General features: G+C 65.8%; 22 protein-coding genes. 6 read left to right on the top strand and 16 right to left on the bottom strand.

The window, feature by feature from the left end; genetic code table 11:
• The first annotated feature begins 7 nt into the window (after positions 1–7).
• From BN2503_RS01295 to BN2503_RS01280, 4 genes are all read left to right on the top strand, one after another.
• Entirely contained in the window at positions 8–577 is a 570-nt protein-coding gene (locus tag BN2503_RS01295) for a hypothetical protein (RefSeq protein ID WP_054254835.1), read from the top strand.
• A 195-nt stretch (positions 578–772) separates the two neighbouring features.
• Positions 773–1294, top strand: a complete 522-nt coding sequence (locus BN2503_RS01290) for a GNAT family N-acetyltransferase (protein ID WP_074930075.1) — start codon at positions 773–775, stop codon at positions 1292–1294.
• Positions 1291–2463, top strand: coding sequence for a methyltransferase (locus tag BN2503_RS01285; protein WP_054254833.1), 1173 nt, complete (start codon positions 1291–1293; stop codon positions 2461–2463). Before BN2503_RS01290 ends, BN2503_RS01285 begins: the two co-directional genes overlap by 4 nt.
• 51 nt (positions 2464–2514) lie before the next feature.
• Positions 2515–3513, top strand: a complete 999-nt coding sequence (locus BN2503_RS01280) for a tRNA-dihydrouridine synthase (protein WP_054254832.1) — start codon at positions 2515–2517, stop codon at positions 3511–3513.
• Here the strand turns inward: BN2503_RS01280 and mnmH are convergent.
• The 10 genes from mnmH to BN2503_RS19215 form a co-directional block, all read right to left on the bottom strand.
• Complete coding sequence (gene mnmH / locus BN2503_RS01275) at positions 3437–4525, bottom strand: tRNA 2-selenouridine(34) synthase MnmH (RefSeq protein WP_054254831.1); 1089 nt, start codon at positions 4523–4525, stop codon at positions 3437–3439. The two genes, BN2503_RS01280 and mnmH, sit on opposite strands and share 77 nt — an antisense overlap.
• The gene (ribD, locus tag BN2503_RS01270) at positions 4522–5646 is read right to left on the bottom strand and encodes a bifunctional diaminohydroxyphosphoribosylaminopyrimidine deaminase/5-amino-6-(5-phosphoribosylamino)uracil reductase RibD (RefSeq protein WP_054254830.1); all 1125 of its coding nucleotides are present in this window, start codon (positions 5644–5646) and stop codon (positions 4522–4524) included. Before ribD ends, mnmH begins: the two co-directional genes overlap by 4 nt.
• Positions 5647–5709: 63 nt before the next feature.
• Complete coding sequence (locus BN2503_RS01265; protein ID WP_054254829.1) at positions 5710–6126, bottom strand: type IV pilin protein; 417 nt, start codon at positions 6124–6126, stop codon at positions 5710–5712.
• A 13-nt stretch (positions 6127–6139) separates the two neighbouring features.
• Positions 6140–9907, bottom strand: a complete 3768-nt coding sequence (locus BN2503_RS01260; protein WP_054254828.1) for a pilus assembly protein — start codon at positions 9905–9907, stop codon at positions 6140–6142.
• 91 nt (positions 9908–9998) lie between these two features.
• Complete coding sequence (locus BN2503_RS01255) at positions 9999–10793, bottom strand: pilus assembly PilX family protein (protein WP_054254827.1); 795 nt, start codon at positions 10791–10793, stop codon at positions 9999–10001.
• 11 nt (positions 10794–10804) lie between these two features.
• On the bottom strand, positions 10805–11770 hold the full coding sequence (locus BN2503_RS01250) for a PilW family protein (RefSeq protein WP_082366458.1): 966 nt from the start codon (positions 11768–11770) through the stop codon (positions 10805–10807).
• A 1-nt stretch (position 11771) separates the two neighbouring features.
• Positions 11772–12422, bottom strand: coding sequence for a type IV pilus modification protein PilV (pilV, locus tag BN2503_RS01245; RefSeq protein WP_233494976.1), 651 nt, complete (start codon positions 12420–12422; stop codon positions 11772–11774).
• A gap of 5 nt (positions 12423–12427) precedes the next feature.
• Complete coding sequence (locus BN2503_RS01240) at positions 12428–12994, bottom strand: GspH/FimT family pseudopilin (RefSeq protein ID WP_175537916.1); 567 nt, start codon at positions 12992–12994, stop codon at positions 12428–12430.
• A 22-nt stretch (positions 12995–13016) separates the two neighbouring features.
• A complete protein-coding gene (locus tag BN2503_RS01235; protein ID WP_054254825.1) occupies positions 13017–13511 on the bottom strand; it encodes a GspH/FimT family pseudopilin in 495 nt (164 codons plus the stop codon).
• A 66-nt stretch (positions 13512–13577) separates the two neighbouring features.
• Complete coding sequence (locus tag BN2503_RS19215; RefSeq protein WP_074930073.1) at positions 13578–13799, bottom strand: hypothetical protein; 222 nt, start codon at positions 13797–13799, stop codon at positions 13578–13580.
• Positions 13800–13973: 174 nt separating this feature from the next.
• Here BN2503_RS19215 and BN2503_RS01230 point away from each other — a divergent pair, with 174 nt between their 5' ends.
• Positions 13974–15161 (top strand): NnrS family protein, encoded by a 1188-nt coding sequence (locus BN2503_RS01230; protein WP_054254824.1) that lies wholly within the window; start codon positions 13974–13976, stop codon positions 15159–15161.
• Positions 15162–15211: 50 nt separating this feature from the next.
• Positions 15212–15502, top strand: a complete 291-nt coding sequence (locus tag BN2503_RS01225; RefSeq protein ID WP_054254823.1) for a DUF2249 domain-containing protein — start codon at positions 15212–15214, stop codon at positions 15500–15502.
• 60 nt (positions 15503–15562) lie between these two features.
• Here BN2503_RS01225 and sufT read toward each other — a convergent pair whose 3' ends face one another.
• The 6 genes from sufT to sufB form a co-directional block, all read right to left on the bottom strand.
• The gene (gene sufT / locus BN2503_RS01220) at positions 15563–16123 is read right to left on the bottom strand and encodes a putative Fe-S cluster assembly protein SufT (protein WP_054254822.1); all 561 of its coding nucleotides are present in this window, start codon (positions 16121–16123) and stop codon (positions 15563–15565) included.
• The gene (gene sufU, locus BN2503_RS01215) at positions 16120–16590 is read right to left on the bottom strand and encodes a Fe-S cluster assembly sulfur transfer protein SufU (RefSeq protein WP_054254821.1); all 471 of its coding nucleotides are present in this window, start codon (positions 16588–16590) and stop codon (positions 16120–16122) included. The genes sufT and sufU overlap by 4 nt, the downstream gene beginning before the upstream one ends.
• The gene (locus tag BN2503_RS01210; protein WP_054254820.1) at positions 16587–17840 is read right to left on the bottom strand and encodes an aminotransferase class V-fold PLP-dependent enzyme; all 1254 of its coding nucleotides are present in this window, start codon (positions 17838–17840) and stop codon (positions 16587–16589) included. The genes sufU and BN2503_RS01210 overlap by 4 nt, the downstream gene beginning before the upstream one ends.
• 84 nt (positions 17841–17924) lie before the next feature.
• Positions 17925–19154 (bottom strand): SufD family Fe-S cluster assembly protein, encoded by a 1230-nt coding sequence (locus BN2503_RS01205; protein WP_054254897.1) that lies wholly within the window; start codon positions 19152–19154, stop codon positions 17925–17927.
• Positions 19155–19162: 8 nt separating this feature from the next.
• Positions 19163–19939 carry a Fe-S cluster assembly ATPase SufC gene (gene sufC / locus BN2503_RS01200; RefSeq protein ID WP_054254819.1) on the bottom strand — a complete coding sequence of 259 codons (777 nt, stop codon included), beginning with the start codon at positions 19937–19939 and terminating at the stop codon, positions 19163–19165.
• A gap of 83 nt (positions 19940–20022) precedes the next feature.
• A complete protein-coding gene (gene sufB, locus BN2503_RS01195; protein ID WP_054254818.1) occupies positions 20023–21504 on the bottom strand; it encodes a Fe-S cluster assembly protein SufB in 1482 nt (493 codons plus the stop codon).
• Between the last annotated feature and the right edge of the window lie 192 nt (positions 21505–21696).

Genomic DNA, 21696 nt, shown 5'->3' with positions numbered 1-21696 from the left:
GTGGTTCATGCCTGCCGCCGTCTTGCCGATCCATGCCCAGCCCCAGCCGTCCGCGCATGCCCTGGCCGCGCGTCCCCAGCCGGCCCAGGGCAGCGCCTGTCCCCCCGGCCTGGGCGGCTGCAGCGTGGCCGCGCTGGTCGGCACGCACTGCCCGGACTTGCATGCGCCGCAGGGCGTGATCGTCGAATACCTCGATGCCCAGGCGGGCACCTGGCAGTATTCGCTCGATGGCGGAGCGAGCTGGCGCGGCATCCGCACCGACCTGGTCAACCGTCCAGGCCACCTCGGCCTGGCATTGGATGGCGCGGCCCGGCTGCGCGTGCTGCCGTTTGCCGACGGCGGTCGCAAGGGCGTGCGCGTGGTGCTGCATGCGGCCCAGCGGGCGCTGGATGGCTGCAGCGGCAGCTACTGCCTCTACGCCCCGGAAGACCGCGACGCGGGCGCGCACAGCATCACCCTGGTGCTGGGGCTCGCGGCCATCAACGGCAAGCCACCCGCCGCCGCAGTGCCCCGCCCGCGCAACAAGCGGGCGCTGGCAGCGCAGCGCCTGGCGCAACAGGCCCTGGCGGCGGCTTGATGCGGCGGGGTTGAAAAAAACTTTTTTGATAGCTGCCAGCGCTTGCTGCGCAAGGCCTCAGGGCATATTTTTCTACTGTCAAGAATGGCCGGTTAGCCGGGCTGCGCGCGGGGCGGTTCACCTGGGGGGCTGGCACTTCCTGGGGCAAATGGCGAAAATACCGGGTTTTTCGTTTTCCTCCCGTTTCGTTCTCCCATGTCTAGTATCCAGGTTCGTCCGGCCACCCTACGTGACGCCAAGGCCATTGCACAGGTCCATACCACTTCCGCGATGGAAGCCTATCGTGGCCTGGTGCCTGACGATCAATTGAAATCCATGTCCTCGGTGGAGAAGCGCCAAGCCTACTGGCGCGAAGCCATCGAGTTTTGTGAACCCCAGGTGCAAGTGGCCGTTGACGGCGACAAGATCGTCGGCTTCGTCGGCTTCGACCGCTCGCGCGACCCCAAGACCCGTCCCACCACGGGCGAAATCTGGGCCATCTATGCCGCACCCACGCACTGGAACCAAGGCGTGGGCCTGGCGCTGTGGGACGCCGCGCGCGACGGCCTGCAGGAAGAAGGCTGCACCACCGTCACCGCTTGGGTGCCGTTGCGCAACGAGCGTGCGCTGCGCTTCCATGAAATGGCCGGCTTCAAGCGCGAGATGACCACGGCCAAGACTTCGGTCCTGGGCAGCGTCAAGATCGAGGAAGTGCGCCTGCAAAGGCCGCTGAATTGAGCCGCAGCGGCGACGCTACCCTCCACTGGAGCGAGCAGGGCCAGGCGCGCTGCGCGCTGTGGCGCTCCGAAGGCGGCCAGCCGTTGCCGCGCCGGGTGGTGTGCGCCGACGACACCATGCCTGCCGACACCGCCTACCGCCTGGCCTGCGAAGGCACGGCGCTGCTGTGGCGGGGTGACTTTCACAACGCACGCCAGCTGCTGCAGGCCATGGCCCGGCGCTTGGAGCGCAAGCCCCGCAAGGCGGCCAAGCCCGCGGCAGCCGGCGCCGGGCCGGCGCAGGCATTCCACCTGCACCGCCAGGCCCAGGGCCAGCGCGCACGCGTGCTGGCCATGCTGCTGATTGCGTTGGAGGGCGACTACACCATTGCCCTGCGCCGTGCGCCCGACTGGCGCGCCGCCTGCACCGAAGCCTGGGGTGCCGCCCCCGGTGAGCCGCTGGTGGCGCCTTTGCGCCAGTTGCTCGGCATCGTGGGCGCGCACGAGTGGCGCAAGAAGGGCGTGGAGATTCCGGCCCTGGGCGCGCCGCCGGGCAACCGCATCTATCCGCACTACGGCGTGTTCTCGCCCGTGCGTGGCGAATACGTGGATCTGGTGGCCCAGGCACCGCTGCCGCAGGTGCCGGGTGGCTGCGCCCTGGCGTTTGACATCGGCGTCGGCACCGGTGTGCTTTCGGCCGTGCTGGTGCGCCGGGGCGTGGCGCGGGTGGTGGCCACCGACCAGGATCCGCGCGCCCTGGCCTGCGCGCAGGACAACCTGCAGCGTCTGGGTGTGCTGCCGCGGGTCGAACTGCGGCAGGCCGACCTGTTCCCGCCCGGGCAGGCCGCCCTGGTGGTGTGCAACCCGCCGTGGCTGCCCGCGCGCGCCAGCAGCCCGCTGGAGCGCGCCGTGTACGACGAAGGCAGCAGCATGCTGCGCGGCTACCTGGACGGCCTGCGCGCGCACCTGGCGCCGGGGGGCGAGGGCTGGCTTATCTTGTCGGACCTCGCGGAACACCTGGGCCTGCGCACCCGCGCCGAACTGCAGGGGTGGATCGAAGCCGCCGGCCTGCGCGTGCTGGCGCGCCACGACACCCGCCCGCGCCACGGCAAGGCACAGGACGCCACGGACCCGCTGCACGCCGCCCGCGCAGCCGAGGTGACGTCGCTGTGGCGCCTTGGTGCACTATGAATTGAATAGCTGCTAGCGCTTGATGGATAAGCGCTAGAGGCCATTTTGACCATGAAACTACTGCTTGCTCCGATGGAGGGCCTGCTCGACTGCGTACTGCGTGACCTGCTCACGCGCGTGGGCGGCGTGGACCGCTGTGTGTCGGAGTTCATTCGTGTCACCGGCACGCTGCTGCCCGAACGCGCATTCCTGCGCACCATGCCCGAGCTGCGCCATGGCAGCCGCACCCTGGCAGGCGTGCCGGTGCGCGCGCAGCTGCTGGGCTCCGACCCCGCGTGCATGGCCGAGAACGCCGCGCGCCTGGCCGAGCTGGGGGCCGAGGGGGTGGACCTGAACTTTGGCTGCCCCGCCAAGGTCGTGAACCGCCATGGTGGCGGTGCGGCGTTGCTGCGCGACCCCGCACAGATCGAGGCCGTGGTGGCCGCCGTGCGCCGCGCCGTGCCGGCTGGCGTGCCCGTCTCGGCCAAGATGCGCTTGGGCTACGACGATGACGCCCTGGCGCACGAATGTGCCCAGGCCATGGCCTCTGGCGGCGCGGGCGAGCTGGTGGTGCATGCGCGCACCAAGGCCGACGGCTACCGCCCGCCGGCCTACTGGGAGCGCATTCCGGCCATCCGTGCCGCGGTGTCCATCCCCGTGGTGGCCAACGGCGAGATCTGGACGGTGCAGGATGCACAGCGCTGCCGCGCGCTCTCGGGCTGCGACGCGCTCATGCTGGGGCGTGGCGCGGTAGCCGACCCGGGGCTGGCGCTGGCCATCCGCGCGGCAGACGGCGTTGCGGCCCCGGCTGAGGCATTGCCCTGGCAGGCGCTGGTGCCGCATTTGGTGCAGTTTTGGCAGATGGTGGGCGAGCGCGTCACGCCGCGCCACCGTGCCGGGCGGCTCAAGCAATGGCTGAATCTGCTGCGCCGCCGCTACCCCGAGGCGCAGCAGGCGTTCGACCAACTGCGCACCCTCAACGACTGCCGTGCGGTCACGGACTGGGTGAATCGTCTGCAGACGCAGCCACAGGATCAGGTAGCGCTGCAATCGTCTGCGCCAGCGCGCTAATCGCCGCGTCCGACAAATCGTGCGCCTGCACGCTCTGGCGCTGCTCCCAGCGGTAGAGGTTGCGGCTTTGCGAACGTTCGTACAGCGGGTCGTAGTGCAGTGCCATCAGCTGGGCAAACAGCGGCGCCAGCTCGCGCGCCTGCGCCCAGGCCTGCCATTGCGCGATCACCTGGCGGCCGTGCAGCTCCTTGAGCGTGCCCAGTTGCTGTGCCAGGAGCGCCGGGTCGTCGGCCAGGTTGGCGTAGTCGCGCAGCAGGTAGGCCAGTCGGGTATCGGTGTCGGCGCAAATTTCGATGCAGGGGCTGGCACGCAGGCGCTGCACCAGCGGCTGTGGCACGTTCAGGCGGCCAATGCGCGCGCTCTCGGCCTCGATATAGATGGGGCGCTGCGTGTCCAGGCGGTCCAGCGCATCGACGATCTGCGTCTCAAAGCCGGTTTGCGACGGTTGGGCCACGCCCGGCCAGGCGCCCAGCACCGAGCCCCGGTGGCGCGCGAAGCCCTCCAGGTCCAGCACCTGCTGCCCTTGCGCCGCCAGAGCCTGCAGCACGCGCGTCTTGGCACTGCCGGTGGCGCCGCACAGCACGCGCAGCTGTAACTGCGGCGCATGTTCGGTCAGGCGGGCGATGACGTGGCGGCGCCAGGATTTGTAGCCGCCGGCGAGCTGCTGTGCGTCCCAACCGACCAGGCGCATCCAGTTCACCATGGCGCCGCTGCGCATGCCTCCGCGCCAGCAGTACACCAGTGGCCGCCAGCGCTCCGGCCGGTCGGCAAAATGCGTGCGCAGGTGCTGCGCCAGGTTGGCCGCCACCATGGCACCGCCGACGCGCCGGGCCTCGAAGGCGCCAACCTGCTTGTACAGGGTGCCGACGATGGCACGCTCCTCGTCGTTGAGCACCGGGCAGTTGATGGCGCCAGGGATGTGATCGAGCGCGTATTCGGCGGGCGAGCGGGCGTCGATGATGCTGTCGAAGCGCAGGCGGTCCTCCACCCGCACCGGGTGCCGGGCGCTCATGCGCGAAGCTCCGCTGCGGTGCGGCTGCGCGCCAGGATGCGCAAATCCGGCCCCACCTGCTGCACCGATTCGAACGCCAGCGGCAGTGCCTGCGCCAGCGTGTTGAACGGTGGCAGGAGCGCCATGCCACGCCCGCTGCCAAGCAGTTGCGGGGCCAGGTAGAGCAGCCACTCATCCACCAGCCCTGCCTGCGCCAGCGCGCCGTTGAGCTGCTGGCCTGCCTCCACGTGCAGTTCATTCACGGCCTGTGCGCCCAGGTCGTGCAGCATGGCCTGCAAGTCCACGCGGCCATCGGGGGCGGGTAGATGCACCACACGGGCACCTTGGGCCTGCATCGCGCTGCGGCGTGCCTGCATCGCCGCATCCATTGCGCCGCCGCAGTAGATGGTGCAAGCGCGGCCAGCTATGAAAAGCGCAGCATTCACGGGCGTGCGCAAGTGGCTGTCCACCACGGCCACCTGGGGCTGGCGCGGCGAGGCGACTTCACGCACGTCCAGGCGCGGGTTGTCGGCGAGCACGGTGCCGATGCCGGTCAGCACCGTACAGGCGCGCGCGCGCCAGGCGTGGCCGTCGGCGCGTGCTTCGGGCGAGGTGATCCATTGGCTGGCACCGTTAGGCAGTGCGGTAAACCCGTCAAGGGAGGCCGCCACCTTCATGCGCACCCAGGGCGTGCCGCGCTCCATGCGGCTGAAAAAACCCACATTCAAGGCACGCGACGCCTCTGCCCCCGGACCCACTTCCACCGCCACCCCGGCCGCGCGCAGCCGTGCGAACCCCTGGCCAGCCACCAGTGGGTTCGGGTCGGCCAGCGACGCGACCACCTTGCCGATGCCCGCGCCAATCAGCGCATCGCAGCATGGGCCCGTGCGGCCCTGGTGGGCGCAGGGCTCCAGCGTCACATAGGCCTTGGCACCGCGTACGTCGTTGCCCCGTGCCGCGGCATCGCGCAGCGCCATGATTTCAGCGTGTGGCCCGCCCGCCTGCTGGGTAAAGCCTTGCCCCAGCAGCCGCCCATCGGCCGCCGTGATGACGCAGCCCACGCGCGGGTTCGGGTTGGAAAGAAAAAGCGCCTGGGCGGCGAGCCCAAGCGCTTGGTGGATGAAGGGGGTGGGGTCTGTCATGGCGGCTGGGATGGTAGCGCGCCCAGGAGACCAAGGTTCAGATGCCTTGCGTTTATGGGCCCGTTACTTCCAGCAATCAGCGACCGAATCCGTGCCATTGGAGCCGCGTTCCCCGGTATGTCTTAAAGTCAACTTGCCGCACTTTGGGTCGGTATAACTCGATTTGAGCGTCGCTTCCAGCCTGTAGTCCGCGGGGGTGTTACCCGCAGCGAAGGCAATCTCGTAACGCTTGGAGCTATCCCCAGACCACGTGAGCATTGAGGGCAGCGTTGTGGGGTACACCCCTGTTGCAGTGGATGCGCGCTCCAACCACTGCTGTGCTTGAAGCAATCCCGCACGCGCGTCCGCACGGTGGGCTTTGCGTACATGCTCGTTGTAGCTCGGCAAGGCAATCGCGGCCAGGATGGCAATGACGGCCACCACGATCATGAGTTCGATCAAGGTAAAGCCGTGTTGTGAAAGGCTTGTGCGTAGGCGCATGGGCGTGTTCTCCTTATTTCAGTTGGCGCCAGATTGAGCGCAGCGATTGCTCGGGCATGCGGGCGAGCTTTTCGCGGTTGTTTTTCACGTCAATGTCTTCGACTTTGTTGCCGCTGTTGATGAGATTGTGGGAGCCCTTGGTGACTTTCCGGCGTGACGGGCGCTTGCCGGAACCACCGCCATCTGCCGCATCAAAGGCGCCATCGCCGTTGACGTCTACCAATTGCACGGAGGGGCTCTTGCCATCCATCATGTTGATGAAGGTGCGGTACTGGCGCTCTTCATCCACTGTGCTGGATTCGCAGCTCTCGACGTTCGGGTCTACATCCGAGCCTTTCGCTGGCACTTGCGAATACACGGCCAGAATGTTGCTGCCATCGTAGAGATCGATCGGCTTGAGCAGGCGTTCGCCAACAGCTGGGAAGTCCATGTACCAGCCGTTGTTAACAGCCCAGTCCAGGGTGGTAGCGTCTTCCACTTGGCCAAAATCTCCGCCAGAAAGATCGGTGATGGTGCGTTGCACCAGTTTGGCCGTGGCCACGCCTTCGCCCAGCGCTGCGGGCACGGGGGCACAGTCTGCTGCGGGCACGGGGGTGCAGGTTCCTCCGCCAGGGTGAACCTGCAGGCGGCTGCCAAGGGTGGTGCTGACCGTCTTGTACCGTGTGTTGTCCAGTACCGAGTACAGCGTTTGCACGTTGCGATCGCTTTCATCGGCCTTGGTGACGTTGCGACCCGTGCCGAACACCACCATCATGCCGCCAACGTCCACTGTCTTGGCGGTGGGGCCGGTGCCTACTGTTTTCTTGCGATCATTGGGCCGCGCTGTGGGCGCTACCGTAATGGGTTGAATGATTGTGCGAGCACTGCCCAGCGATCCCGATCCCTTGGCGGTGAACAGGGGGGTGCCAGCGACACCTCCGCCAGACGTTGTGCTGGGAGCCGTATCTGGCGCAATAGGGGGTGTGATGGAGGCACCAAAAGGCGCAACCCCCCACTGGGTGTCATCGACGCTGGTCAGATCGAATTTCCACATGTTGCCAAGGTTGTCACCCGCATAAGCCACGTCCGGGCGGCCATCGCCGTTAATGTCCACCAGGCGTGGGGCAGCCAGTCCGTTGTCGGCGGCCTTGCCCTGGCCCGGAAATTCGGTGGTGGCGGGCAGGCGCAAGAGTTGCATGTTTTTCGTCGCATCGCCGCCCGGGTCATTGTCCAGATACTGGACGAGCAGCACAGGCCGCTGGTTGGCGCTGTTGTAGCCATTACCCATCACTACAGCCCAGCGGTTGTTGTTCATCCGCGTGATCTGTGTGGTGCGCATGGGGTTGGTGTCATCCAGCACCGGGCGGGCCGTGATGTTGCCAATGTCCTTGTCCTCGGTCGTTGCCTTATTGCACGCTGCTTTTTCAGCACTGCTCATGGTGGTTAGCGCACAGTTAGGCGTTGTACCTGCTTCTGTGCTACGCGTACGGTCGAGCTTGACCAAGGTGGAGGCATTGGCCTCTAGGAAGGCGTTGGGGTCAGTGACGTCCAGCACGAAATAGCCTTTGCCACCGGCGCCCAGCGTACCGACCAGCAGGGTGCGCCAGGTAGGTGAGTAGGTGGGGTCGTAGTTGGGCGCGTCGGGGTCTTGCACACCAGCGCCCATATCAACATCGCCCGTCATGGGTGACCCGTCCACGAAGAATCGGTGCTTTTGGTTGTATGTAGGGTTGGTCAGGCGCGTGAGGCTGGGGATAACGCCCTGCGGCACGTAGGCAATTTTTTCGCTGCCGTCTGCCGCAGAGAAACCGTGCAGCATGCCGTCATTGCCTCCCACATAAATCATGGGCGTGCGTGTCTTGTTGTCGCTGGTGAAGGTGCTGTAGCCCTTGAGCGCGTAGTTACTGGCGGGCGCGCCAACGTACCAGACCACCGAATTGATGATGTCGCCTTGGGCAGACTGGCGTTGGCGGTAGGGCTTGGACGTGGGGTAGCCTGAGGAGTCGGATCCCTCCTTGCTGCGGTCGCCACGGATGTAATCGAGCCTGTTCTGGCCTGCGGTGGCACCCTCGTCGGTGCCATCGAGATTTTTTTGCAACCAAAGCTTTTGAGAGGTGCTCAGGTTGTTTTCAGTGGTCGTCCATTTGAAGGGGGTGCCGCCTGTATATTTGCTGGTGGCCCATTTGTCGTTCCAGGTAAAAATCCGGCGGTCGCCTGGGTTCATGGCATCAATTTTTTGCGCCGTGTTCTGGCCGCCCCAGCCTGCGGTGGCTTCGGTTGTACCGTCCTTTTTCACCGTTTCTGCTGTCACGTAGCCTTTCCAGGCGTTCTTGGGCTCGTAGTTTCCGGTGTATTTGCCCACGTCGTTGCGCGAAGTGTTGGATCCACTGGTAGCCGTGGAGGTCATGTCGGGGTCAGTCTGGGTGTTGATTTGCCCGAAGATCTCGCGAAAAGCCTTTTCCAGGTCTTCCCCTTTTTCCACCGCGTAGAAGCGGCCCCGTCCATTCAATGCTGCGTGCCACAGGTCGAGAGATCTAACGCTTTCGCCCGTACCCATATCAGGCCACTTTTTTGTCCCGGTGACTAGGTCGGGAAAGCTACCGTCGTAGCCAAAGGGCACTTTGCTGGTGGGCGCCTGTATGGTTGGTGCGCCCGGCCACGTAACGGCCATGTTGCTGAAACCGATGGCGTAGGTGACCATGTGCGGCCAGGTCGCGGGGTTGTAGCGCGGGTTCCAGAAGCGCTCCAGGATTGCATCGTTGCCAGCAGAGTCTTTGCCGAAGTTTTCCGTCTGAGTGGCCTTATCGTAGTCCGCCGTAGGCTGCGGGTTGCCTGTGAGCCCGCTGGTACGCAGTGGCGTGGCCCAACTGTAGAAAGCCCAGTCCGCCAGGGTTTTGCTGTGACCGTCGCGATAGAGCGCGGTCTTGCTTCTTTCGGCGGCCGTGGTACCACCATAAATAGTGCCGTTGGGCAGAGCAATGTTTGTGGCGTTATCGCGGCGAGTGGTGTCTCCGATATCTGTAGACAGGGTATTCCAGCGCCCGTCAGTCATCATGATGTGATAGTTACGGCGGCAACCCAGGTAAGTCGTGCTGGCGGTATCGCTGCCCCCCGGGTTGCCAGACCAGGGGCCATTGGAGTTCACGTTACTGCGCATGTAGGCATCGGCCTGGCTGAACATCCAGTGGGATGGCGTACCGCTGTTAGCATCCAGCTTGTCAACAAAACTGATGAAGTTCGTGCGATGGGTGTTGTCAAGCACTTTCATCGAGTTCGTGCCTGCGGTGGGCGTATCTGTGCCGTTGTATACGCTGTTCGCTCCTGCTTTGCTTGTTGTAGACCCGCTGGTTTTTTGGGGGCCAATGCCTGGCGATCCCCCGTTATTCCACATTGCTTGCCAAGCAATGCGGATCTTCTTATCCGGCAGTAAGGCCGTGTCATTGAAGACCTGCTTGAGCGAATATTTCAAAACGTTGATGCGCCGGGCATTGCCTGGCCAATTGCCGTTCGCGTCGGGAACCAGGGTATTACTGACGGAGGCAGACTGCGTTGGATTGCCATTGGCATCCCAGGCGATGGGACAGCTGCTGGTGCCCTCCTTGGTTAGGCAGTAATCCATACTCCCCGAATCGTCGACGGAAATGATGACGTTCGGTGTTACATAGGGCTGTACCGTGCCCGGCGGCGCTTGCAACAGATCCACCGCCCAGACGCCGTTTGGCGCCAGCGCGGCGCCAGCGGCCAAGGCCAGCAGGTGTTTGCGAAAGCGAGGGAGGCGGCGTACAGGTGTGGGGCGGGGCATGGTGTGCTCCTGTGGTCGGTTTTGCATAAAAAAGGGCTCCAAGTGCCACTGGGCTTGCGTTAGCAGCTATTGTTTTTGCCTAAGAGGGCGTTCAATCCTTGCGCCTTTGCTGGGCGTAGGTTTCTTGCAGTACTACCATTGAACCCTTGAGCCCATAGGCCAAAGCGGTGATGCGGTAGGCAACGTTGGGGTCTAAATTGGGACGCAGCAGCTCTGGCTCGTTACTGCTGGTGGCGCTAGCGTTGACGATGAGACCGTTACCTCCCGTGGCGGGCTTGATGTACGGCATGATCTCAATCCAGTACCAGCCTCCCTTGTTTGCGGCACTGGTGTCCGCCAAGATGGGGTTGGCGGGTGCGCTGGAGCTACCTTTGGCAGCGCCGGTGAATTGGCCGTAGCGCGCGCCCACGGCACTGTTGGCCATTTTGGCCAGGGTGGCGGTGTCGTTCCAGAAATCCTGTTTGCCCGTGCGTTTGATGCACAGGCCTTTCTGACAGCCTTCGGTGTTGGAGTGGCTGGTGGCAAGTTTGGCCAGCAGAATGCCGACCTTCTCGTTTTCTCGCGAGGCTGGGATTTGGTAATCGCTGAGCCCCATGCGGCAGATATCTACGCCTGGGCTGCAATCCACGCCGTCGGCGGTTTTATTGTTCGTGTCGGGCTCGGCACTACGGATATCGAGTTCGGCATCCTGTATCAGGGATTGAGCGGCTGCGAAGGCACGCTGGTAGTCTGCGTCGTTGCCTACGACGAGTTCGTTAAATAGCGAGGTGCGCGCGCCCCACATGACCAGCAGGGAGGAGAGCAGTACGACCACTATGACGACAAACAACGCGACACCGTGCTGGTGGTGTGCTGTCCGGGAGGGGGAGGTGTGAGCTTGGGTCATGGCGTGATCTGTCAAGTGAGCCCCTGGCTGCGCAGCTGGAAGACGTTGCGGAACAGAAGGTGCATGCGCCGCGCACGTTCGCCAGTGAGAGTGGCCATGTTCACTGAGGTGGTTCCGTCGCAGTCTGTGTAAGTGGTGGCGCTCGCGTCGAGGCCCGTCATATTGATGGGTTCATTGCCGTAGAGCACCAGGCAGACTTCAACAGCCTGCACTTGGCTCCAGTTGCTGACATCGGCCGCAGCCACGTTTCGCATTAGGCTGCCGGTGGAGGTTATGGTTGTGTTGTTTTGCACCAGGTAACGCACCTGGAAGTTGGCTACGTTCTGAAGAATCGGCTGCGCTGCCATACCGTTGCCGCTACAGCGCAGTTCGTTGGTGCTGGCGTTGAAGGTGAAAACACTCTCCACTTTCTGATCCTTGTTGGTTTCGGCAGGGCCCCCCAGGCAGTTGCGCACCAGCGATTCTTCGGCGGACGCGCTATAGAGGGGCTCTTTGTACCGACGGTACCCTGTGGTCAGAGAGGTGTTCGTACCGGTAATGGTGTCGGATGCGGGGTCGAATGCAGTACCGCCAGTTGATGGGGCGAGGGTTTCAAAGGCCACCTCTGTCAGGTATGCATCGCCGCCCACACCGGACGCAGCGGCTGCAGCGGCAGAGGCTGAGGTGTTGGGGCTCAGGTTGAGGCGCAGTGAGCCTGCCTGGCGCAGCTGCGTACCGATGACGCGCATGGCATAGCTTGCCTGCTGCTGGATGCCGCTGGCGTCGCTCACGGTGCCGGATACGCCGCGTGAGATGAGGAGCGCCCCCATGGCCACGCCAATAACGATCAGCCCGATGGTGAGCCCTATCATGAGCTCCAGTAGCGAGAATCCGCGTTGCGCTTGCGGTGGATGCACACCGATTTCTCGGCTATTTGGCTTTTCAGTGCGATGCGCCCTGGAGGTGCGGGCGGGAGAAGCTGTGGCTTTTATAGTCATTTCAAGCCCCTGGGCAGAAATACTGGGCTGCACCGGTGCCCGGCTTGTAGGGCGCGCAGCGGGCAGAAACGGCGATGTATTGCAGGTGGCAGGTGCGGTCCGCAGGGCAGGCGTTGGCGCTGCCGGCGCCATCTTGGAGGGCACCGCTCGTGTTGCGTACTTTGGTGGCGTCGATATCGTTTTTGTAGCTTGCGCCGCTGTCGCGCTCGTTTTCGCGCCAAGCAATCATCACGCCGATCTGGCGGCGGCCCGTGGCGTCCACCGCGCTTTCCGCCGGGGGGACGAATATCTTGGCCTGGCCCAGGGGAAGGGTTTTGACGTTTTTCTTCCAAACAGCCAAGTCATAGGCGGCTTGCTGGGCTTGCGTGCAGCCTGTAGTAGAGCTAGCACAGTTGCCTGGTGTGGGTTCGTCGCTGAAGTCGGAGACATAACTGCTCAGGACGGCCTGTGCATTCGGGTTGACCTTCATGCGTTCGCTCAAATCTTCAATCAGGCGTATGGCCTGTGCACGCCGCACGGTAGTTTGCGTATCGGACAAGGTGCGCATTTGTACACCGACGATACCCAGGATACCTAGGCCCGCAATGACGATTGCGATGAGCGATTCGATCAGCGTGATACCGCGCTGGTGCTGTGGGTTTGGGGTGTGCATAGGGGTTAGCCGGTGCATGGAATGTCCTGGGGAGGAAGAATGCGGATGCGACCACCCGAGCTCATGCAAAGGCCACGCGCTCCGGGATGGTTGGTGCTTTTGTCGAGGGGAATGAGACTGAAACCGAGCCAGGTGCCGTCAACCAAACCCCAGCGGTTGAACTTGATGCTGGCGCCCCCGCCGGTACGTGTGACTTGCACTTTCGCCGGTGCATCGATTCGCTGCAATACGGGATCCGTCGTGTTGCAGGAGCCATTGCCGTTGGCGTCGTGGCAGACGATCCAACCGCAGTCCCAGTCGCGCGTACCAGTGGGGCAGTTGGACGCACTGATCTTTTGAATAACGACCTGTCCACCACGTTTGATGGCCTCGGAGCGAGCGAAGCTCAGAGTGTCGTGAAGGTGATTGGTGGTTTGCATCACACGCCAGCTCTCCACCAGCGGTATGAGATTGGGCACCGCAATGGCAGTGAGCACGCCCAGCACCGCGATCGATACCAGCAGTTCCACAGTGGTGAATCCGCCTGCGGTTAGCAGACTGGGGCTGGCGTGGATCACTGTGAGAGTGCGCATGGCAATGACCTTTTGGTGACGTTCAGCAGGTGGATTTCTGCGCGACGCGCCCGCCTGCTCCTACGCACAGGTGCTGGGTGTTGGCGGTGTTGCCGCTGTCTGGGGCGATGGTGAAATCCAAGGTGGTGGCTGTGGTGGTGGTGCCAAACAACAGCATGCCCCAGCGATCGACGGTGATCGAGCCCGCTCCCTTGTCTAGAGAAATGGTGACTTTTGCTGTGGGTGGCACCACTTGCAAAGTGTTGCCGGAGCTGTCTTTGACTTTCCAACCCTCCCATGCACTTGTGTCAGGGACGATGGTGATGCCGCCGCTGCGTTTAAGGGCCTCGGAGCGGGCAAGGTAAATGGTCGATTGCAGCGCTTCCGTTGCCTGCCGCACACGCCAGCGTTCGATCAGCGGTGTGAAACTGGGTGCGGCGATGGCTGCCAGGATGGCGATGATGGCAATAGTCACCATCAATTCGATGGTAGTGAAACCACTTGAACGTTCACGGGGATGGAGGCGAGAAGAACACATGCCTTCATGCTAGGCGGCGTGCCGCTCCGTGCCCCTCGTGCCGGATGAGTGGTTTGGCTGACCCGATCAGCGGTGGACATACCCTAGGCAAGCGCCCGCATTTGGCATGCCCTTGCACTCCCGGGTGAGTCGGCGCTCGCGTTCGGCCTTGGTTTCCTCCGAACTGCTGCGCTGCGTTTGCGTGCTACCGCCGCCGCGGTGCTTCTTCTTGGCGAGCGCCGCGTGCGGCGTGGCCAAGCTGCAAACCAGAAGTAGGCACAGTGCGTATCGGTAGGTCAAGGTGGGCATGGCAGCAACGAGGTTGGGTGGTGGTGCGCCATGCTGCCACGCGCACGGCCGTTGCAGGGGCAGCGCAATCCCGTAGCTATCGCGTTTTTTAACATTCATATAAAATGAACATTAAATATGCAGGTCTGAGCCTGCAGCTTGCCATCTGGTTATTCACCTTTCCCGGGCCGCTTCATGCAAATCCTTGACAAAACGCCGTCGCCTTTCGCGCTGCAGGGCTGGCCTGTGTTCCGCCTGGGTTTTCGGCCCTTTTACCTGGGCACGGCGTTGCTGGCATGTCTGTCGGTGCCGCTCTGGGTCGCCATGTTCCTCGGCCATGTACGTTTCGCCTTGCCTATGCCGGGCGTGCTGTGGCATGGGCATGAGATGCTGTTTGGCTTTGCCGCTGGCGTGGTGGCCGGCTTTCTGTTGACTGCGGTCAAGGCCTGGACCGGCCTGCCTACGCCCCGGGGGCCACTGCTTGCCGGTCTTGCGCTGCTCTGGCTGGCGGCGCGGGTGGCGCTGTTCGTTGCGCCCTATCCGGTGTTTGCGGTGATTGATGTGCTGCTGCTTCCCGCCGTTGCGATGGCTTTGCTGCGGGTGCTCGTGCAGGCCGGCAACAAGCGCAACATGCCCTTGATTTCGCTGCTGCTGCTGATGGCCCTGGCGAATGGGGTGTTCCATCTCTCGGTGTTGCAGTGGGTGTCTGTGCCGCCGGTGTCGGCGCTGTATGCCGAGCTGGGCCTGATCGTGATGGTGGTGTGCGTGATGGCCGGGCGCGTGGTGCCCATGTTCACCAAGAACGTCACGCCGGGTCTGGTCATCCAGATGCCGCGTTCGCTCGAACTGTCTGTGTTGGGCGTGACGGCGGTTGCCTTGGCGCTGTGGGTGTTCGCTGCCCCGGCGGCGCTGGTGGCCGTGGCAAGCGCCGCAGCTGCGGTGCTGCATGCCGTGCGCCTGTGGATGTGGCACCCGCAGGTGACGCTGCGCCGCCCCATCCTGTGGGTGCTGCATGCCTCCTATGCCTGGTTGCCGCTGGGCTTCGCGCTGCTGGCGCTGGCGCAGGGGGGCTGGGTGCAGCTGTCCCTGGCGGTGCATGCCTTCGGCGTTGGCGTCATCGGCGGGCTGATCATCGGCATGGTGACGCGCACGGCGCGCGGCCATACCGGAAGACCGCTGCAGGCGGGGCGGGGCGAGGTGGCGGCGTATGCCTTGGTGCTCGCAGCGGCCGTGTTGCGCGTGCTGGTGCCGGCGCTGCAGCCTGGCTGGTACGCCTATGCGCTGGAAGCGGCTGCCTGCCTGTGGGCGCTGGCTTTTGCCCTCTATCTCTTTATTTACACCCCCTGGCTGACGCGCACGCGGCTCGACGGCAAGGACGGTTGAGTTTTTTTCCCTTACTCCTGGTTGTTTCCCTCTGTTGAAAGGTTGTTTCCATGAACGCTACCCTGGCTGAAATCGACGTGCGCACCATCGCCCCCTACGAGCGTCACGCGCAGATCTTCGCGCGCTTCGACGCCTTGAACGTGGGCGAGGCCTTCGTCATCGTCAACGACCACAATCCGGTGCCCCTGCACATGCAGCTGGAGGGCCGCACCCCCGGCCAGGTCAAGTGGAGCTACCTGCAAGCCGGGCCAGACCTGTGGCGCGTGGAAATTGGCAAGCAGGCCGCGGCGGGTAACAAGGCGCATGCCGCCGGCACGTGCTGCGGCTCCTGCGGCGGCTGAAAGTTTGGGCCCCGGCGTGCCGTGGCACGTCGGGGCTTTTTCACGTCCTGGACCGGGTGGCTACAGCCCCAGCGCCAGCAGCGCGGCCTCAGACATCTTGGAGCGGTCCCAGGGCGGCGTGAAGACCAGATTTACGGTGATTTCGCCCACGCGCGGCAGCGCCAGCACCTTGTCGCACACCTCGTTGGCGATGGATTCGCCCATGCCGCAGCCGGGGGCGGTAAGCGTCATGTCGATCAAGGCGCGCACCTTGTCCGCGCTGCCGTCGTCCATGGGCTCGAAGGCCACGCGGTACACCAAGCCCAGGTCAACGATGTTGACCGGGATCTCCGGGTCGTAGCAGGTGCGCAGCTGTTCCCACACCAGCGGCTCCAGCGCGTCGATGTGCAGGTCCGCCGGAATGTCCAGGGCGGCGGGCGGCTGCTTGCCGATGGCATCGGCATCCTGGCCCTTCAGGCGTACCAACTGGCCTTCCACCGCCAGGGTGAACGAGCCGCCGAGGGCCTGGGTGATCTGCGCCAACTGGCCCGCCTGGAGCGTAAGGGGTGCGCCACTGGGAATGGCCTCCACCGCCACGCCGCGGCGCATCAGCACATCCTCGCGCGGGCGGCGGTGCGTCATGGCTGCACCTCCGGGGGCGTGGTCGCCGGCGCGGCACCTTGCGGGGCCGCGATGGCGTGCATCAGCGCATGCCAGCCCAGCAGCGCGCACTTGATGCGGCTGGGGTACTGGCGCACGCCCGCCAGGCTCACGAGCTTGCCCAGCGGCGCGGCCTCGGGTGCTTCCTCGCCCGTGAGCACGGCGCGAAAGTGCTGCTGCAGCGCCTGGGCGGCGGCCACCTCGCGGCCTTTCACGGCCTCGGTCATCATTGAAGTGGACGCCATGCAAATCGCGCAGCCTTGGCCGGTGAAGGCGATGTCGCGCACCGTGCCGTGCTCCAGCGCCAGTTCCACGGCGATGCGGTCGCCGCACGACGGGTTGGTGCCCTCGGCCTGGTGCGTGGGGTGCGCCAGGTGGCCGTAGTTGCGCGGCGCGCGCTTGTGTTCCAGCACCACTTCCTGGTACAGGTCCTGTTCCGCCTGGCTCATTGCAGTACCTCCATGGCGCGGGCGACGGCCTGCACCAGCCGCCGCACCTCGTCTTCCGTGTTGTAGAGCGCGAACGAGGCGCGCGTGGTCGGCCCCAGGCCCAGGTGTTCCAGCAGCGGCTGGGCGCAGTGGTGCCCGGTGCGCACGGCGATGCCGCGCTCGTCCAGCAGGGTGCCAATGTCGTGCGGGTGCACGCCCCGGGCCACGAACGACACCAGCCCCGCTTGCGTGGCGTGCGGCGCCAGCACGGTGATGCCGGGAATGCCTTGCAGGCCCTGCAATGCCAGCGCGCGCAGCGCGCGGACATGCGCGTCGATGGCGGCGCGCCCGGTGGCGTCGATGAACCGGGCCGCCGCTGCCAGTCCTACGGCACCTGCCACGTTGGGGGTGCCGCCTTCCAGGCGCGCGGGCAGGCCGGCAAAGCGCGCCGTGTGCCATTGCACCGACTCCACCATGTCGCCACCCAGGCGCAGCGGGTGCAGGCGTGCCAGCGCGCTGCGCCGCCCTGCCAGCACGCCGGTGCCCATGGGGCCGTACATCTTGTGGCCCGAGAAGGCCAGAAAGTCGCAGTCAAGCCTTGCCAGCACCGGTGTGTCGTGCGCCACAGCCTGCGCCGCGTCCAGCACGGTGAGTGCGCCCGCTTGCGCGGCCTGGGCCAGCAGCGCCTCGTAAGGCGGGCGCTCGCCGCTGGCGTTGGCGCAGGTGGTGAGTGCGAACACGCGCGTGCGCGGCGTGAGCAGGGCCGCCAGGTCGCAGGCGTGCAGGCGGCCCGCGCCGTCGGGCTTGAGGATGGCCAGCTCGGCGCCGCTCTGGCGCGCGGCCTGCTGCCAGGGCAGCAGGTTGGCGTGGTGCTCCAGGCCGCTGACGATGATGCGGTCGCCCGGGCGCAGCCAGGCCTGGCCTGGCCCGGCGGCCCACAGGCCCTGGGCCACGAGGTTGAGCGCCTCGGTGGTGCCCGAGGTGAAGACGAGTTCGTGCTCGGCCTGCGCGCCGATGAACTGCTTGAGCGTGGCGCGGGCCTGCTCGAAGGCGTCGGTGGCGCGCTGGCTCAGCGTGTGCACGCCACGGTGGATGTTGGCGCGGTCTTGGCGCTCAAAGTCGAGCTGCGCCTGCTGCACGGCCAGCGGCGTTTGTGTTGTGGCGGCGTTGTCCAGGTAGGCCAGGGGCTGGCCGTGGATGGACTGGGCCAGCACCGGGAACTGCGCGCGCAGGGCCTCGACGGGCAGGGGAGCGATGGGGTTATCGGCCATGCTGCGTCTCCTGTTGGAGTTTTAAGCAAAATTGACCTCCGGCCCTTGCTGGGCAAGCGCTAGCAGCTATCAAAAATAGAGCTTTCATGTGGTGTCTCCCAGGGGCGCCTGGGCCTGGCGCTCCAGCTGCCGGGCCAGCCAGCCGCCCTCCAGCCACTCGGCCAGCAGCGGGCTGTCGCCCAGCGCACGCTCCAGCAGGGCGCGCGCCATGCCTTCGGTGATGAGGGCGCGGGCACGGGCGTCGTCCAGGCCACGCTGGGCGGCGTAGAACAGCGCCGCCTCGGGGAGCGCGCCCCAGGTGGCGCCGTGGGCGGCTTGCACGTTGTCGTGCAGGATCTCCAGGTGCGGGCGCAGCACCAGGCGCGGGTGGCCGGCCAGGGGAATGCCGGTCAGGCGCTGGCGCACGTCGGCGCCGTCGGCACCCGGGGCGATGCGGGTGTAAGCGTTGCTCACGGCGCGCGCGTTGCCCTGTGCCAGTGCCAGGGATTCGACCTGGCTCGTGGCCCGCGCCGCCCGCAGGTCGGTGTGCGCCTGGTGGTCGATTTGCTGCGCCCCGGCTAGCAGCAGTGCGGCCTGCCGTGCGTGGGCGCCCGTACCCTGCAGTGCGAAGTGGCTGCGCTGCAGGTGGTAGGCGCAGCCCGTGGCGGCGAGTGCCTGGGCGTAGCGGGCCTGGGGCGCCAGCGTGGCGTGCACGTGGTGCGCCACCCGGTCGTGCGCCAGCGGCGCTGCCACGCGCAGGTGCTGCAGGTGCGCGCCTGCGCCCAGGTGGATGTGGATGTGCAGGTTCTGCGCGGTGGCGGGCGCATCGGGGGCGGTGCGCTCATGCGTTTCCAGCAGCAGGCAGTGCGTGCCGGGCGCCACGTCCAGCACCAGCAGCGGCGCTTCGGCGGCGTCTTGCGGCTGGTGGTGCAGCGCGAGGCGGACGGTGCGCTGCACGGCATCCGCCGAGGGGCCCGCTGGCGTGCCCACGTGCAGGCGCAGCCCGTGGCGGCACAGCGCGCGGTGGGCCCAGGCGAACGGGGCTGCATCACCGCTGTCGGCGCCGGGCGCAGGCAGCCCGGCCAGGAGTTCGGCGCGCTGCGCTGGGTCGTGCGCGTCGAGCCAGCGCGCCTGCACGCGGGCGGCGGCGTCGCCGTCCAGTGGCTGCAGCGTCCAGCCGCTGGAGGAGGGGGCGGACGGTGCATCGGCGCTGCCCAGCCAATGTTCCAGGGCGGGCGGCGGCAGGTGCTGGAAGGCTTCGCTGTGCCGCGTGATCCAGCCCTGGCGCTGCAGCTGCGCGCGTGCCGCCAGGCGCTCTGCCGCAAGGGCGTCCACGGCGGCGGTCATGGCTGGGCCTCCGCCACCGTGGCCGGGCGGGCAAAGCCGTCGCGGGCAATGGTGCGCGCCAGTTCCAGGCCCCCGGTTTCGGCGATGCGGCCCTGGTCCAGGCGCAGCACGGTGTCGGGCTGCAGCTGCTCGATCAGCGTGAGGTAGTGCGAGACCACGATGAACGCCGTGCCCTGCGCGCGCAGGCGCTGTACTAGGCCGACCACGGCGCGCACGCCGTCCACGTCCAGGCCGGAGTCGATTTCGTCGAGCAGCGCCAGGCGTGGCTGCAGCAGTGCCAGCTGCAGCAGCTCGTTGCGCTTGCGCTCGCCGCCAGAAAAGCCTTCGTTCACCGGGCGGGCAAGCAGCGTCTCAGGCAGGCCCAGGGTGCCGGCAGCCTGCTTGGCGCTGGCGAGGAAGTCGAAGGCATCGAGCGGCGGCTGGCCGCGCGCTTCGTGCACGGCGTTGAGTGCGGTGCGGATGAACAGGTTGTTCTTCACGCCCGGCACGTCCGGCGGGGCCTGGAAGGAGACGAACAGCCCGGCGCGGGCACGTTCGTGGGCGGGCAGCGCCAGCAGGTCCTGGTCCGCGAGCAGCGCCTGTCCGCCAGTGACGCGGTAGCGCGGGTGCCCGGCCAGCGCCATGCCCAGCGTGCTCTTGCCGCTGCCGTTGGCACCCATCAGCACGGCAAGGCTGCCGGGTGGTACGTCGCACGAGACGCCGCACAGCACGCTGCGCTCGCCCACGGCGACGTGCAGATCGCGCACCTGCAGCAGGGGGGAAGGGGTGGTCATGGGTGGTCCTTCTTTCAAATTTGATAGCTGCTAGCGCTTGTTAGCTAAGGCTTGGAGCCGGTTTTCTTGAAATCGCGGCGCTGTCAGCCCACCGCGCCTTCGAGCGACACCGCGAGCAGCGCCTTGGCTTCCAGCGCGAACTCCATGGGCAGCTCCTCCAGCACCGCCTGGCAGAAGCCGCCGACGATGAGCGCCGTGGCGTCCTGCGGATCGATGCCCCGCTGCTGGCAATAGAACAAGCGTTCCTCCGAGATGCGCGTGGTCGTGGCCTCGTGCTCCACCACGGCGTCGCCGCGCGCGGTGTCGATGTAGGGGAAGGTGTGCGCGCCGCAGTCCGGGCCGATGAGCAGCGAGTCGCATTGCGTGTGGTTGCGCGCGCCCGCCGCGCCGGCATTCACGCGTACCAGGCCGCGGTAGCTGTTGTGCGCGTGGCCCGCGCTGATGCCCTTGGAGACGATGCGGCTGGTGGTGTTCTGGCCCAGGTGGATCATCTTGGTGCCGGTGTCCGCCTGCTGGCAGTGGTTGGACACGGCGATGGAGTGGAATTCGCCGCTGGATCCGTCGCCGCGCAGCACCACGCTGGGGTACTTCCAGGTGATGGCCGAGCCGGTCTCGATCTGCGTCCAGGCAATGCGCGAGCGCTTGCCGGCGGCCAGGCCACGCTTGGTGACGAAGTTGTAGATGCCGCCTACGCCGTTTTCGTCGCCGGGGTACCAGTTCTGCACGGTGGAGTACTTGATGAAGGCGTCGTCGTGCGCGATGAGCTCGACCACGGCGGCGTGCAGCTGGTTCTCGTCACGCTGCGGCGCGGTGCAGCCCTCCAGGTAGCTCACCGAGCTGCCTTCCTCGGCGATGATCAGCGTGCGCTCGAACTGCCCGGTGTTGCGGGTGTTGATGCGGAAGTACGACGACAGCTCCATGGGGCACTTCACCCCGCGCGGCACGTAGACGAAGGAGCCGTCGGAAAACACGGCCGAGTTCAGCGCCGCGTAGTAGTTGTCGCCCACCGGCACCACGCTCCCGAGGTAGCGCTCGACCAGTTCGGGGTGGTGCTGCACGGCGTGCGCGAACGAGCAGAAGATCACGCCCACCTCGGCCAGCTGTTCGCGGAAGGTGGTGCCCACCGATACCGAGTCGAACACCGCATCCACCGCCACGCCGGCCAGGCGCGCGCGCTCGTGCAGCGGCACGTTGAGCTTTTCGTAGGTCTCCAGCAGCTTGGGATCGACGTCGTCCAGGCTCTTGGGCGCGTTTTGCATCGACTTGGGTGCGGCGTAGTACGACAGCGCTTGCAGGTCGATGGGGGCGATGCGCAAGTGCGCCCAATGCGGCGGCGCCATGCCGCGCCAGCGCGCAAAGGCCGCCAGGCGCCACTGCAGCAGGAAGTCGGGCTCGTGCTTCTTGCGCGAAATGGCGCGGATGGTGTCTTCATCCAGCCCGGGCGGCAGGCTGTCGGTCTCGATGTCGGTGACAAAGCCATGCTGGTAGGGGCGCTGCAGCGCCTGCGCCAGTGCAGTATCCTGGGGCGGTTGCGCACGGGGCGCGGCAGGGGTGGTCTGGGACATGGCCGTGCGGTGGGTTTGAATATTCACATCGTATGAATCTTTTTGTGCTGGCGCATCCTTTCCCGCGGTGCCCGCACCTGCGCCATGGGATTGCGCGCCGCGCCCGGGCCCTGCCCCGGGGAGTCAAAAAACGGCGCGGGTTATAATTGCCAGGTTTTGCATGGTGCAAGACGCACGCTCCACGCCGTTCCA

It is taken from the genome of Paenacidovorax caeni (assembly GCF_001298675.1).
GTDB classification, from domain to species: Bacteria; Pseudomonadota; Gammaproteobacteria; order Burkholderiales; family Burkholderiaceae_C; genus Paenacidovorax; species Paenacidovorax caeni.
Note: the sequence above shows the minus strand (reverse complement) of the source record. Positions and strands in the feature narration are given on the sequence as shown.